Origin of the sequence: Mycobacterium uberis, from assembly GCF_003408705.1 — a bacterium.
Lineage (GTDB): Bacteria > Actinomycetota > Actinomycetes > Mycobacteriales > Mycobacteriaceae > Mycobacterium > Mycobacterium uberis.
Genome location: NZ_QAYL01000006.1, coordinates 157,218 through 171,330, shown reverse-complemented (window position 1 = coordinate 171,330; position 14,113 = coordinate 157,218). Strand labels below are relative to the sequence as shown.

General features: G+C 54.2%; 9 protein-coding genes and 7 pseudogenes. 10 read left to right on the top strand and 6 right to left on the bottom strand.

All coding sequences use genetic code 11. The features are described 5' to 3' along the window. Window positions 1-276 precede the first annotated feature (276 nt). The 4 genes and pseudogenes from MUBE_RS05300 to MUBE_RS16290 all read right to left on the bottom strand — a co-directional run. Window positions 277-735, bottom strand: coding sequence for a DUF5078 domain-containing protein (locus tag MUBE_RS05300; protein ID WP_116539813.1), 459 nt, complete (start codon window positions 733-735; stop codon window positions 277-279). Between the two features lie 131 nt (window positions 736-866). Then, window positions 867-1,626, bottom strand: a pseudogene (locus MUBE_RS05295) (enoyl-CoA hydratase-related protein). Between the two features lie 210 nt (window positions 1,627-1,836). Beyond that, complete coding sequence (locus MUBE_RS16295) at window positions 1,837-1,986, bottom strand: hypothetical protein (RefSeq protein ID WP_207801660.1); 150 nt, start codon at window positions 1,984-1,986, stop codon at window positions 1,837-1,839. 57 nt (window positions 1,987-2,043) lie between these two features. Beyond that, window positions 2,044-2,349, bottom strand: a pseudogene (locus tag MUBE_RS16290) (prolyl oligopeptidase family serine peptidase); the annotation flags it as partial. A gap of 1,404 nt (window positions 2,350-3,753) precedes the next feature. Here MUBE_RS16290 and MUBE_RS17335 point away from each other — a divergent pair. The 7 genes and pseudogenes from MUBE_RS17335 (at window position 3,754) to lpdA (ending at window position 7,868) form a co-directional block, all read left to right on the top strand. Next, entirely contained in the window at window positions 3,754-3,984 is a 231-nt protein-coding gene (locus MUBE_RS17335) for an aldehyde dehydrogenase family protein (protein WP_243632845.1), read from the top strand. 176 nt (window positions 3,985-4,160) lie between these two features. After that, entirely contained in the window at window positions 4,161-4,409 is a 249-nt protein-coding gene (locus MUBE_RS18865; protein WP_279386666.1) for an aldehyde dehydrogenase family protein, read from the top strand. Window positions 4,410-4,545: 136 nt separating this feature from the next. Then, window positions 4,546-4,911 (top strand): annotated as a pseudogene (locus tag MUBE_RS18860) (aldehyde dehydrogenase family protein). A 322-nt stretch (window positions 4,912-5,233) separates the two neighbouring features. Further along, window positions 5,234-5,555 (top strand): annotated as a pseudogene (locus tag MUBE_RS16285) (DUF779 domain-containing protein); the annotation flags it as partial. A 97-nt stretch (window positions 5,556-5,652) separates the two neighbouring features. Next, window positions 5,653-5,868 (top strand): annotated as a pseudogene (locus MUBE_RS05275) (putative holin); the annotation flags it as partial. A 318-nt stretch (window positions 5,869-6,186) separates the two neighbouring features. After that, complete coding sequence (locus tag MUBE_RS05270; RefSeq protein ID WP_116539746.1) at window positions 6,187-6,387, top strand: hypothetical protein; 201 nt, start codon at window positions 6,187-6,189, stop codon at window positions 6,385-6,387. An 86-nt stretch (window positions 6,388-6,473) separates the two neighbouring features. After that, on the top strand, window positions 6,474-7,868 hold the full coding sequence (gene lpdA / locus MUBE_RS05265; RefSeq protein WP_116539812.1) for a dihydrolipoyl dehydrogenase: 1,395 nt from the start codon (window positions 6,474-6,476) through the stop codon (window positions 7,866-7,868). A gap of 212 nt (window positions 7,869-8,080) precedes the next feature. Here the strand turns inward: lpdA and MUBE_RS05260 are convergent, their stop codons facing one another. Both MUBE_RS05260 and MUBE_RS05255 read right to left on the bottom strand, forming a co-directional pair. Continuing rightward, window positions 8,081-8,653: a carboxymuconolactone decarboxylase family protein gene (locus MUBE_RS05260; protein ID WP_116539745.1), complete on the bottom strand. Its 573-nt coding sequence runs from the start codon at window positions 8,651-8,653 to the stop codon at window positions 8,081-8,083. Window positions 8,654-8,655: 2 nt separating this feature from the next. Continuing rightward, window positions 8,656-10,061 (bottom strand): annotated as a pseudogene (locus MUBE_RS05255) (helix-turn-helix domain-containing protein). A gap of 164 nt (window positions 10,062-10,225) precedes the next feature. Between MUBE_RS05255 and MUBE_RS05250 the strand changes: the two are divergent. The 3 genes and pseudogenes from MUBE_RS05250 (at window position 10,226) to MUBE_RS05240 (ending at window position 13,492) form a co-directional block, all read left to right on the top strand. Then, a complete protein-coding gene (locus MUBE_RS05250; RefSeq protein ID WP_116539744.1) occupies window positions 10,226-11,020 on the top strand; it encodes an acyl-[acyl-carrier-protein] thioesterase in 795 nt (264 codons plus the stop codon). 353 nt (window positions 11,021-11,373) lie between these two features. Next, window positions 11,374-12,424 (top strand): annotated as a pseudogene (locus MUBE_RS19955) (beta/alpha barrel domain-containing protein). A 204-nt stretch (window positions 12,425-12,628) separates the two neighbouring features. Then, entirely contained in the window at window positions 12,629-13,492 is an 864-nt protein-coding gene (locus MUBE_RS05240) for a 3-hydroxybutyryl-CoA dehydrogenase (RefSeq protein WP_116539743.1), read from the top strand. Window positions 13,493-14,113 lie beyond the last annotated feature (621 nt).

Below are 14,113 nucleotides of genomic sequence, written 5' to 3'. Positions count from 1 at the left end.
AACGTGTCCGCGATCTCGTTGTCAGGTGCTTAGGTCATGCGGCGAGTGTTGCTTCGCTCGCACTGAGATGGGTCGGTGCGGCGCTGACTGTGATTCTATCAACAATAAATGTGATTGGGTACGATCTAAGTCCTGGTGGTGAGCAGTTTGGTAAGTGAGCCAAAGCATGGTAGCCGCCACTTGTCTCTGCTCGTTCGACAGGGGCAATTCGACGAATTGCTTATAACATAGAGATCGATTTGGCGGTTGCAGCGCCCAGTCGCGACCGGAACAGGGCTACGGCCAATTCCACACCGACATATCTCTGGGCGGGTATTGGTTGCACACCTCGGTGGCTTTGGCGACAACGCCCTTGTTGTTGAAGAAGATCTTCGCCCAGTTTCCCCAATGTGTGGCCATCTGCTCGTAGTAGACGCTCGTCGCTGTATCCTCGGAGTACTGTCTACGATCGGCGGGGCTCAAGGAATAGAACCAATGGATACGATTGATCGCGGCCTGTTGGATATCAACCGGCCTGTTGTGCATATCGATCATGTACCGCTGGTAGTAGATCGGGCTGGTATCCCTGGCGGCCGCTAAATACTGCTCTGCATCACAGGTGGTGGCGATCTGCCTGCGGGGGATCGGAAAGTCCTCCGTGGAGTCGGCCAGGGAGGACTTTGGGAAGGCCGCAGCAGTGATACCAAGAGCGAGGAAAACAGTGCCTGCACGCAGACTGGCACTCAGCTGAGACATGGTTATTACCGTAACCTTTTCGTTTCGGGGCTTCGAAGAATGCCTGGGTAGCAGACTCGTAGCCTGCCTCACTAGTCATCGCCATCAGGAAAGATAATTATGTTAGGGTCGAGCCGTAGTTCGGGTGGGGCCTAGCTGTAATCGCCGAACAGCACGTCTCATCCTACGACCATGACCCATATCCCACTGTATTTTATGCGGTGCGGATGCAGTCGAGTGCATCGGGGGTGTTGCGCATTAGGCTACCCAGCATCTGGGTAGACGCCAGGACCATGTTCTCGTAGGCCTAGTTAAAGATCAGCTTCTGTGCCTGCTACCTACGACAACGATATTCATGCTAGCTCGGCGTCAATATCGGGGACGCTTGTTTCGAGGCGCTCGAACAGCATCGACTCGTTGATCAGCTCGACTGCAGTGGCCTGGATACCGGTCAACGGCCGGCCTGTCAGCGAGTGTTACTTGACCCTCGGTAAGGCTAAACTGGCATTATTGCACCCCGATCAGATCGGATCCTTATATCTGGCTGTATGGAGTACCGATCACCGCGTCGTTGCTGGCGATGGCTATGTCGGCACACAGCACGTAGTTGTTAGCACCCGTTGACGAACCAGTCGTGCACTTGCACGACCATCGGTTTTGAGGCTCGTCAGATGATCATGAATTTCTTACGTCGATCCAGTTTCGCGAGCGGTAACCATCGCGACCTCCTTGATCGGATCCCACTGTCCGTCGGTCAGCATGGCTTTGCCAATTGCTGGAAAAGGCTCGTCAGGCGCCGCGCAATACGATGACTTTGATGTTTTGGTCTCACTTGACCAACCCGATGGCCGTCCCGATCTCGTCGGACATGGGTGGGCCAATGGTATGGAGGTGCTCCGGACGGTGCAACATGATGGTGGCGGCTGGACTGGTGGTCGTATATAGCAGGGTCTCGAAATTGGCACCGGATTCGGCTTTAGTTGTAGCAGTAGCGAAATCAGTTTTGACTTGTTGATCAAGCTCTTTGCTGTGGAGTGCTGCGTGAGCCAGCCTCCTAACCTGCGATGCAGAAACACGTAAGTAAGCGCCGCCTGGAACGTGGCCTGCGCGTTGTTGGCCACGCTAGTATGCCCTTCCTCTATAGTTTTCATAGTACCAGATTCCGGTGACCGGTGGCTTGAAGGCCGCGGTCATCGCGCGAACATGGCCGGGGTGCACCCGGTCGTCGCGGGTGGATGTGGTGAACAGTACCAGTGGATACTTCTGGGTCACCGAAAATATTCTGATACGTCGAATATTCGGCGATGCAATTCCAGTCGTGAAGGTTGTCTAGGTCACTGTACTCGGCCATCCAGGAAGTGCAGGCCAAACAGTCGGTGGTAACGGTGCATGTCCAGTGGGTGACGTATTATAGATGAGGGTGTCGAGCTTTTCTGGATATTTGGCCAGTATGACACATATCAACAGTCCGCCGTTGCCGCCGCCGCGTACGTTTAGCTGTTCGACGCACAAGATGCCGCGGTTTACCAAAGCGGTTGCCATCGCAATGAAGTCCTCGGCTATCTTGTGTCGACTCTCACGCATGTTCTGTGTGTTCCAGCTGGTCTCATACCCAACGCCGCCAGGGATATTAGCTAGTACGTAGGTTCCCGGTCAGCCAGTCACAGCAGGCTTAGGACGTCTCCATATCTCAGTGTGCTGGATAATTTGAACTCGCTATAGCCGCTGAGCAGTGTGTGCCAGGTCCTTTTGGTGTAACTAGGACGAACCACGAAGTGCGGGAGCGACGTACCATCATCTGATAGTACGAAATATTTTGCCACGTTGATTTTTTAATTTCGAAGAAAGCTTGATCAGAATGGATTTGATCTAGTTGTCCGTTGCACGTGCAGCGCATCGATCGAGATGGTGTGTCGAATATGATGGATTTTAAAAATAATTCGTTGCCGTGATCGTATGTGGCGACGATGACGATGTTGGTAGCTGCCAGGGTGTCTGCCAGTGGTTTTGTGCTGCCAGCTACCTGGCGTAGTGATATCGATGTGGCTGACCACGTCAGCAAGCGTGACGATCAAAAGCAGGTTTCAAGTCTACGCATCGTGCGTTTAACACTGTGTGCTCACCAAGATCGAATACCATGCTCAGTTTTGCTGTGCTGGAGAAGAAGTCGTAATAATCAAAGGGCAGAAGCAATCTTACTGTATAAATGTTGGTGCCAAAAATCGAATCGATTCCTAGCTCAATCAGCAACAAAATGAAATGGATTTACGTGCTAGCATAGGCGGTTTTGTCGATGCGAAGCAGCTACGAGTCGCGCAGTTCGTAGAGTTCGTAGTTGCAGAAGTCAAATGCTCTTATTTTGCAGGTTTTTTGAAGATCGGTGTCCGATCCACTGACGCAAATCTTCGGACATCGTAGCTCATCTTAATCGAAGTATAGTCTCTGTGCCGGCCAACGATGGGCAGCGATACTATCGCTTAGTCACGCGAGGATAGCAGGATCCAGCGAGCTAGTATGCGCCAAAGTCATTTTACACCAGTGCGATATCCTAGTCTGCCCAGAATACTTCATAGTTTGTCCTCCGGTAGTTCGAATTCGTGGTCAACGAATTAACTTGTCAACATGTAAACTTCACGTACAATGGGTGTGTCCGCTTTGTCTCGAGAGGTGTTGACCAGCGCACGCGTGTGGTCGGATTCAATCACGTTAGCATCAGTTCACGCCCATTTTTTTTGGTTGTCAATTCGCCCTAGTTGATCTATATCGATCAGTACGTCTCACTTGAGAAAAGTCGGCGCGATAATTCGCGAGCGTGGTGCATCGCCGCAGTCCTCGGGGGTTGCTGGCATAGTGCCTGAAATTATGGAGGACATTGCAGCGTCGACATTAGTGTGAATTGGATTACATCTTGGGTGGTGAAATTTGGTAATGCAGGTCGAACGAGGAGCCGAGCCAATTACTATCTTCCCACGTCCGGTTTCCGCGGGGACGTCAATGTCGTATGAATCCCGGTACGGTAACTTCATTGGAAGCCAGTGGATGGCGTCCGCCGAAGGCCGTTATTTCGAGAATTCGACACTGGTTACCAGCCAGACGTTTTGCGAGGTAGCTCAATCTGACGAGACCGACATCGAAAAGACGCTAGACACTGCGCATGCCGTGACGTCGTCCTGGAGTAAGACCGCCCCTGTCGAATGGGCAGTGGTCCTGAACAAGATCGCCGATCACATCGAGGAACACACAACCGCGTTGACACTGGCTGAATCCTAGGATACCGGCAAACCGACCCGGGAGACACTGACCGCCGACATCCCTTTGGCAGCAGAACATTTCTGGTATTTTTCTTGCGCCATCCATGACCAGGAAGGCCAGCTGTCGCAAATCGACTAGGACACTGCAGCCTACCGTTTCCACGAGCTGTTCGGCTTGTTGGAGCGGATTATTCAGTGGAACTTCCTCATTTTTTGGGCTCCTGGGAACTGGTACCGGCGTTGGCGGCCGGCAATGCGGTGATGCTCAAATCGGCCGAACAGACACCGGCGTCAATGCTCTACCTCTTGTCACTCATCGGTGACTTGTTGTCGCCGGGTGTGGTCAATGTCGTAAACGGCTTCGGTGCCGAAGCTAGCAAGCCGCTGGCATTCAGCGACTGGATCGCCAAGGTGGCCTTCATCGGGGAGGCCACCACCGGATGACTGATCATGCAGTATGTTTCGCAGAGTCTGGTCCCGGTCAGCCTGGAATTCGGTTACAAGAACCCCAGCATCTTCTCCTCCGAGGTGCTGGCCGTCCACGACAACTTCTAACACTAAGGTGCTCGAGGGATTCACCATGTTCACCCTCCACCATGGTGAAGTGTGCACTTGCCTATCGCGCAACCTGATTCAGGCTGATATTTACTATGAGTTCTTGGAACTGACGGCGATACGAACCAAAGCGTTCCGGCAGGGCGATCTGCTGGACACCGAGATAATGCTGGATTCTCAGGCTTGCCCCGATCAGCTGGAGAAGAGAAAGTGTTGTCTTACATCCAGATCGGCGAGGACGAGGAAGCCGTCCTAATCCACCGGTGGCGAGTGTGCCGATCTGGGTGGGGACCTGGCAGACGGGTTTTACGTGCAGCCGACGATCTTTGCCGGCAACAATAAGATGTGGGTCTTACAGGAGGAAGTCTTTGGGCCGACGGTTGCGTTGTAACCGTTTGCTGATCATGACGACGCGATCAATATTGCCAACGACATCATTTTATGGTCTCGGTGCTGATGTATGGAGCCGAGATGGCACTATACGTATACCAGGCTGCCCAGGATATTCAGGCCGGCCGGATGTGAATTAACTACTATAATTTCTATCCGCACCTACACGGCTTTCTGCGGTTGCAAGCAGTCCTATTTCGGCTGGGAAACCCATGAGATGATGCTTGATCACTACTAGCGGATCAAAACCTGCTGGTATCTCATTCAGACAAGGCGCTGGGATTTTTTCTGATCGAGGATTCTTCTGATGGTTGCCTCCCAGGGTGCCCTACCGACGCCTTCAGCGGCTTGTCGTCATCACGGTAGCCACTGCTGCGCTACTGGTCAGATTATAGGACCAGCATGTTCCGGTGCTGTTTCACCAGTACGGTGGCTGCTGCGACGGAATATCGCTGATGTGCTACCAACTTGCCGATTTCGTCATCGGCGAAGGAGTCCCGGTGTGGATTTTGGGCACGAAGTACCAGGCCCATTCTCTAAGGAGAAGAACGCGCTTAGCTGGTCATCGACGTGGTCCAGGGCCGTGATGGTGGGTTCGGTTTGGAAAAGCCGAAGGGCGTGCGGTTCCTCAGTCGCGGCCAGGTGGTGGACTTGAAGCATGCAGTTGTGTCGGGAACATGCCGTATAGGTCATTGGTAACAGCAGTAAGGTCGTTACCGAGGTTACCTTTCCGCTCCCCTAGCTGCTTGCGGGGTTAGCGTGCACCGTGTTGGTTCATCAGAAGATCCGGCCCGACGCCGCCATTGCTCTGATGGTCGGGATTCCTCGTGTGACCGGTCTGCCGCTGATTCTGTTTTCCGGGCATCGTTGGGTAACGATCCTGGGCAGGTTCATCCTCGCGTTGGCGTCAGGGTGGTTTTGTGTGCTCGTTGCTATCGAAGTGGCGTCTTGTGGCTGATAAAAACGTCGGCCAAGATCTCGAGCTTAGTCCAGGAACCGAACCGTTTGTCCTGGATTTCTGCATCGGTGATGAGTCGGCCGTAGTTAGTGCTAGATTTTGGTAATTTAGTGGTTAGTACCCGCTGTCATTCGCCGTCAGGTCAGAGAAGTCTGACCCGGCAGCAGGCGACGAGTATTTAGCGGCCGAGTCGGCTGCCGTACTGACCACGGCGCCCGGTCGATACCAGTATCTGAAGTGATGGAAATTGGTTTTGGCAGTCCTCGGTGTATGCATCGCCGCCTGCGGATGTCGAGCTCACCCTAGAATTTTTTATTGATGGTGTTATATAATCAATATGGCAGCGTCGGTATCTATGTTGTCGGGTGCACCGTGAAAGGCGTGATGCTGGCGATGGCACCCGACAAGCCGCTGATCGCAGTATTGACGCTCGGGGTGATGTCGGGGCTGTTTGTCTCTGTCGCTGCGGCGGTGCTTCTCTACGGCTACTACTGCTGCAAACGGGTTGGTGGGTGTTGATGTCCCGATGATCTCGGTTTGCGTGTTCGCATTGGCGCGTGACCCATTTTGGGGCTATCGTTTAGTTGGCCGCTAGGGTAGTGGCCGTGAGTCATTATGATGTCGTTGTGCTCGGAGCCGGTCCGGGTGGATATGTCGCTGCCATTCGTGCCTCACAGCTTGGCTTGGGTACTGCGGTGGTCGAACCCAAATACTGGGGTGGGGTCTGCCTTAACGTTGGTTGCATTCCGTCTAAGGCATTATTACGCAATGCCGAACTCGTGCACATCTTCACCAAAGACGCGAAAAATTTTGGTATCAGTGGCGACGTCAGCTTCGACTACGGGATAGCCTACGCGCGTAGCCGCAAGGTGTCCGAGGGCCGCGTCGCCGGCGTGCACTTCCTGATGAAGAAAAACAAGATCACCGAGATACACGGCTACGGCAGATTCACCGATGCCAACACGTTGTCCGTTGAACTCAACGACGGTGGCATCGAAACGGTCACGTTCAACAATGCCATCATCGCCACTGGCAGCAGTACTCGGCTGGTGCCCGGTACCTCGCTATCGGCCGACGTGGTGACCTACGAGGAACAGATCCTGTCCCGAGAGTTGCCCGACTCGATCATCATCACCGGCGCCGGGGCCGTCGGTATGGAATTCGGTTACGTCCTGAAGAACTACGGTGTCGATGTGACGATCGTAGAATTCCTGCCGCGTGTGCTGCCCAACGAGGATGCCGAGGTGTCTAAGGAGATCGAGAAGCAGTTCAAGAAGCTGGGTATCAAGATACTAACCGGAACCAAAGTGGAGTCCATCTCCGACAACGGTTCGCATGTCTTGGTGGCCGTCAAAAAGGACGGACAATCCCAAGAACTCAAAGCCGATAAGGTATTGCAGGCTATCGGGTTTGCGCCTAACGTCGACGGCTACGGACTCGACAAGGCCGGGGTCACTTTGACCGACGGCAAGGCCATCGGTGTCGGTGACTATATGCAAACCACTGTTTCTCATATCTACGCCATCGGCGATGTCACCGGGAAACTGCAACTAGCCCACGTTGCCGAAGCCCAAGGGTTGGTTGCGGCAGAGACCATCGCTGGCGTGGAGACTTCGGCGCTCGGTGACTACCGCATGATGCCGCGTGCGACGTTTTGTCAGCCGAATGTGGCCAGTTTCGGGCTGACTGAGCAGCAGGCCCGAGACGAAGGTTATGATGTTGTAGTCGCCAAGTTCCCGTTCACCGCCAATGCGAAAGCGCATGGCGTGAGTGACCCCAGCGGTTTCGTCAAGCTCGTTGCGGACGCCAAGTATGGGGAGATGTTAGGCGGACATATGATCGGACATGACGTGTCCGAGCTGTTGCCGGAGCTCACGCTCGCGCAGAAATGGGATTTGACGGCCAACGAATTAGCACGCAACGTGCATACGCATCCGACGATGTCGGAAGCACTGCAGGAGTGCTTTCATGGCCTGATCGGTCATATGATCAACTTCTGAGCAGCAGTCAACCTTGACTGGAGGAAGCCGATTGATTCGCAGCGACATCCCCGAGACCGTGGTGGACGTCATCGGCGGGGCGGCTACCAGCTAGGTGCTATGTTGTTTTAATGGCTACTTCGACTGGAGACAACACCACGACGGTCAGCAAGTGTTTAAATCCTGTCGGTGGGCTACCGTTCGCTGTGCGTGCTAACGTCTGTCTGTCAAGACTAGCGTGGGTTGTCTAGAGGTATGTCGAGACTGGATATCGTTGCTGCGAGTCCGTCGTAGTGGCTTATCAGCATGCAGAATTCGATAAGTTGATGTCGATCTAGGTGAGTTGCCAGCTGCTGCCAGCTACCGTTAGTGATCTTTCGGTCCTTGATGAACTCGTCTGTCGCGGCCAGCAGGGCCTGTTGCCGGACGCTCAACCCGCCGCCTGCTGGAACGTGAACGTCAGGCCAAGCAAAAACCATGGCTTGCATGTTCGCATCCAGACCTTTTTTACGGGCCATGCCGCGATGGTGTTGCAGCTCGTATTCGCAAGCGCGCAGATGCGCGACCCGCAGGATCACCAACTCGGTATCGACGCGGGGCAGTTTTCCCGACAGTAATTGGCCGCCATAAGCCAGCCATGTCCAGAACAGTACCTGGCGCTGCCCCAAGATGGTGAATAGATGCATCTCGGGTGCACAAAGCGAGCGTGCGGCCAACTTGGCGATAATCCAGTTGATTGGTCCCAGCTGGCGCAGGCCACCCGATGGGATGTGACCGACCGGGCCGGTGTCAGTACCGCTGCTCACGTTTACTTCACCAGGTACGGGGAGATCGTGCTGCGGTGTGCGTCGAGATCGAGTGCCCGCCCTAAAGCGGGGAACATCCGCTCCGGACAGTTTTCATGTTCGCGGACACGACAACCTTCGCCGGTTGATGTGGCGATATTTCCCAAGTTACCTAGGTCTTCTGACAAGTCGAGTCCTTCCGAGTAGACGAGCCGATGTGCCTGACAAAGTTCGCAACCTAGCCCGATCACGAAGACTTTACTGGGTTGACCATACCGGGTGGCTCGGCGCCTGACGGTTCGGGCCACCCACATGTAGTTATGCACTTCGAGTGCATCGCCGATTTGCACCAAGATCTTGTCTGGGTTGGCGGAACGTTTGTAGACGTTCCACAGCGGGTAAGTGTCGCCGCTGCAGGATACGTTAAAAACGTTGGCCGACTAGATGTTTTGACATGTTTCTGACTTGGTCGATCCGGACGAGCGAAAAGGGCACGTTCCGTATCGACGGTAGCTTCAGTGCCGAAAGCCGATGCTCAATGGTTTCGTAGCTCACTGAGTAGAACACCCACAGCCGTTCGACGTCGTAGCGGGAGTTCTCTGCCAGGTCGTGAAACTGGCAATAGGGCAGCACCGCGGCTGCGATGAAGTAATTGGCTAACCCGATCTGGGGCAGGATATTGCGACTAGTCGCTGGTGAATTTGCTTTCGGCAACCAAGCTGGCGATCAGATCACCGAACTCGAGATACACTAATTGTGCGGCCATCTTGAGCACCTGCTAATCCAACGATGGGGTTCTTGTTGGTTTTGATAGCGTGAGGCCGCTGCGGTGCAACACGTTGTCATCGAGATCGATCCGCCTGGTGATGTGTACTCTTTCGGCCTCAGTGAGCCCCCGAGCCCAGCCGCTGTGATGCAGCCGAATCTGGGTCGACAGGTCTTCAGTCGTGGTGTCCAGCTCGTGTGGTTAGTTCTGGCGTTGATAGAAGTAGTCACGGACTTCTTTGTGCAGCATGGTGATTGAACCGCTGTCGCCGGAGAAACGTTGATCGGTCGCGATGGTCAGCTGTGCAGTGGTGAGTCGATAGCGTCGGTGCAGTTTGACCACCACGCGGGCGAGGCCCGGATGGGCACTGACTATTTCGACGACTTCGCGCGGGTCGATGCCGATGTCTAGATCGCGGTCCATCGTCACCTCACACAGCTCGGCCGCCAGCCGGATGTCTTCGTTTGGGACGAAGAAGGTCTCGTCCACACCGAGCACCTTGGCGATTTACAGCAATACACCCACCGTTAACGGGTGGATGTCGTGTTCGATCCGATTGAGATAAGATAACGCGGTATCCAGTATCTGAACCAGTTCGTCCTGACTGAATCCGCGCTCACTACGCAATTGGCGAACGTGCGGGCCGACAAACGTCTTAGGCACCCAATTCAGTTACCCGTTGTTGTGAAGAGGGCATTTGTAGAGTTCGCACCCGGATCGTGCTTCATGTTCAATTGGTATTTGACAGACGTCCTTTGGCATGATTTAAGGCGGGGACCCGGGCTAAACCTGGGGTGTGGACGAGTACGAAGTGGGGGCCTGATGCCGTGAGCCTGGACAAAATAATGATGCCAGTTCCCGAAGGCCATCCTAATGTGTTTGATCGCGAATGGCCGCTTCGTGTCGGGGACATCAACCGCACTGGTCGGCTACGATTGGACGCCGGTGCCCGACATATCCAAGACATCGGTCAGGACCAACTGCGCGAGATGGGGTTTGAGGAGACCCATCCGCTGTGGATTGTGCGCCGCACCATGGTTGACCTGATCCGTCCGATTGAGTTCCAGGAAATGTTACGACTGCGGCGGTGGTGTTCGGGTACTTCGAACCGATGGTGTGAAATGCGCGTCCGCATCGATGGGCGCAAGGGTGGCCTCATCGAGTCTGAGGCGTTCTGGATTAATATCAACCGGGAGACTAGACTTCCGGCGCGAATCGCGGACGACTTCTTGGCGGGTCTATACCAGACTACGTCCGTTGATCGTTTGCGGTGGAAGGGCTATTTGAAGCCGGGTAGCCGTGATGACGCGTCGGAAATCCACGAGTTCCCGGTGCGGGTCACCGACATCGACTTGTTCGATCACATGAATAATTCGGTGTACTGGAGCGTGATCGAAGATTATTTGGCATCCCATTCCGAGCTGCTCAACGGGCCGCTGCGCACCACCATCGAACACGAGGCACCGGTTGCGCTGGGCGACAAGTTGGAGATTATCTCGCATGTCCATTCGGCTGGCTCTACCGATCAATTTGGCGCTGGCTTGGCCGACCGCCCTGTTACAACGCTCACATACGCTGTTGGTGACGAGACGAAAGCCGTTGCCGCGATCTTCGCGCTGTAACTGAAGTTGCAAGCCGGGAAGCTTCCGGCAAATACTCGGTTTACCCGCTGATTTGTGGTTATTGAACAGTAACTTCTGAAACGGTTGAGTAGATTTACTCTTCCGCAAGGTTCGGAAAATCGCCTGAAGTCGTAGCCGAAATTTACAAGTTAAACGGGGTGAACCTGGGGGAGCGAGCTGTGCTATGGTCAAATTAGCATGCCAGATAAATGTTGAGCTGTCGGCACTGCTGGGCAACGGTCCGGTTTTGGCAGTGCAGTAGCAACTTGGCAAGAAACGCCGTTAACAGAAGAAGCTCAAATGCCTATTGTTGACACTTTAAGGGCGTCGATCAGATTCAGCACGGTTGGGACATGAATTTAGCGTTGAAAGGATATCACGTGTACCCACACCGCGGCTGGCATTGTCGCCCTACAGGGCAGTGTCGTCGAGGAGAACACGCTGATCCGCTGTGGCGCAGAGGTGTTATGGGAGTAGTTGCACGACCCGGAATGAGTCAATGCGCTCGGTGCCCTGATCGGCAACATTGCCGTTCCGCAGGTACGCGCCAGCCTGAAGGCCATCTATGACTGTTGGGTTAGCAGGTCGCCAGTGACGTCAACTTGTCCGACCACACGTACGCCGACCAGAGCTTGTCCCTGGCCAACTCAGTGCCGCAGGGGTTCGCACTGGGAGGAGCAGCTGGTCTCGGAGAAAGATAGTGTGGCCACCTGGGTGGCAAGGTGTTGATTCCTACCCAGCAGCTACACCGCGTGCTCACCTCGGCCTGACTGGCCGCCGATATGTGGGACGTTCCTGCCGTCGTGATCGTCCGTACCGACGCCGAAGCTGCCGCCCTGATAACCTCCGACGTCGACGAACGTTACCAGCCGTTCATCATCAGTGAGCACACCAAGGAATGCTGCTATCACACCAAGGACGGCATTGCGTGGGTGAAGGCCTATGCGTCGTTCGCCGACTCGATTTGGGTGGAGGCCAGCACCCCGGACCTTGATATCGCGCGAAAGTTCTCTGAGGTGGTCAAGGACTCCATATCCGGACTAGATACTGGCGTGAAACTGCTTGTCGTCGTTCAACTGAAGCAACATCTTGACGACAGCGCCATTCCTAAGTTCAAGAAGGAATTTATTGCAATGGGATTCAAGTGTCAGTCCATTCCACTGATTGGCTTTCACGCACTGAACTACTCGATGTTCGATCTCACTTATGACTATGCTGCGCAAGCAGATTACCGTCTATGTCGAGTTACAAGAGCGCGAGTTAGCTGCTGAGGAGTGTGACTACACCGGGACCAATCATCAGTGCAAGGTCGGCATCGGCTACTTTGATCGCGTCGCTACTATGGTTGATTCGTATTCGTCGACGACGGCTCCGGCAAGTTCCACCGAGGATGAGCGGGCGTAAGTCCGGGAAGGCGAGGTGAAACCGACTGAGTGATCTCCCGCATGACCGGGGTTCTGCTGAGTGCGAAGCGGGTATACTACTTTAATGCTTTTTGCGATTTTATTCTCGATGGCTCGAGGTGAATTTGACAGCTCAAGCCTAGTTCAGCCTACTTGAGTGGGGATACTTGCGGTGCATGACAATACGACTTTGGAGAGGACACCGGTGAGTGATGCGGCGATCCAGCGAGTCGGGGTTGTCGGGGCGGGGCAGATGGGGTCGGGCATCGCCGAAGTCATTGTTCGCGCCGGTGTTGGCGTGACGGTGTTTGAGACCACTGACACGTTGATCATCGCAGGACGTAACCGCATTATGAGGTCCTTGGAACGTGGCGTTAGCGTGGGCAAGGTAACAGAGTGCGAACGCGACCGGGCTCTGGACAATCTGACCTTCACCACAGATCTGAATGACTTGGCCGACCGCCAGTTGGTAATTGAGGCCATTGTCGAGGACGAGTCCGTCAAGGCTAAGGCCTTCGCCGAACTCGACAGAGTCGTTATCGATCCCGACTCGGTGCTTGCGTCGAACACTTCTAGCATCCCGATCATGAAAATCGCTGCGGCTACCAAGAACCCGCAACGCGTTCTGGGTCTGCATTTCTTCAATCCGGTCCCGGTACTACCTCTTGTCGAACTGGTCAGCACATTGGTCACCGATGAAGCCGCTGCCACTCGCGCCGAGAAGTTTGCCAGCGGAGTACTTGGCAAACAAGTGGTGCGTTGTTCCGACCGGTCAGGCTTTGTGGTCAATGCACTATTGGTGCCGTATTTGCTGTCGGCGATGAGGATGGTTGAAGCTGGGTTTGCCACTATCGAAGATGTCGACAAGGCCGTGGTTGCCGGGCTGTCGCACCCAATGGGTCCGCTGCGGCTCTCCGATCTTGTTGGCTTGGACACCCTAAAACTGATCGCGGACAAAATGTTCGAGGAATTTAAGGAACCGCATTATAGTCCGCCGCCACTGTTGCTGCGTATGGTTGAGGCGGGCCTGCTAGGTAAAAAATCGGGTCAGGGTTTCTATACTTACTAAGATGGAATGTGGCCTAGAGGCGCGGTGCTTGCTAAGGTGACGAGCGCCGAGATGTTGTCGGGGTCGATCGCGAGCGTGCGCTGGTTGGCATGAAAACTGTTGTAAGAACGAGTACTATATGCCGAGGTCAACAAAATGAGAATTTTATATAGAGCGTGACCGAGTGGGGGACTTTTTACGAAGAGTTACAGTCTATCTACGACGTTTCGGATGAGTTTTTTCGGATTCTTTAGATCCGACAATGGGTTATAACATGAGCATATTTCGAGCGTGATGATATGATTTTCGAAGAAGCGCAAAATGCGAAGTTCGATCTCACGTTGGGAAGTTGAACTTATAACCAGGCTGTGACGTTACTTGATTGGGCTGCGAGTGAGGTTGGAGTATTGCAGCGAGCGATCGGAAAATTCGACATAAACGTCATTGGCATCACCCTTAGCCACAAGTAGTACGAATACAGCGAGGCCAAAATGGCCACGATATTCTATCGAGCGCACTGTCGGGGTACAGCTACAGGGCTGGTGAAGAGTTTGAGGACAAAGTTGACTAGATTGTTACTATCGGCATCTCAAGATGGAGTGTTAAGCTGCGTTCTTTGAAAGTGCCTACAGCATACTTTCC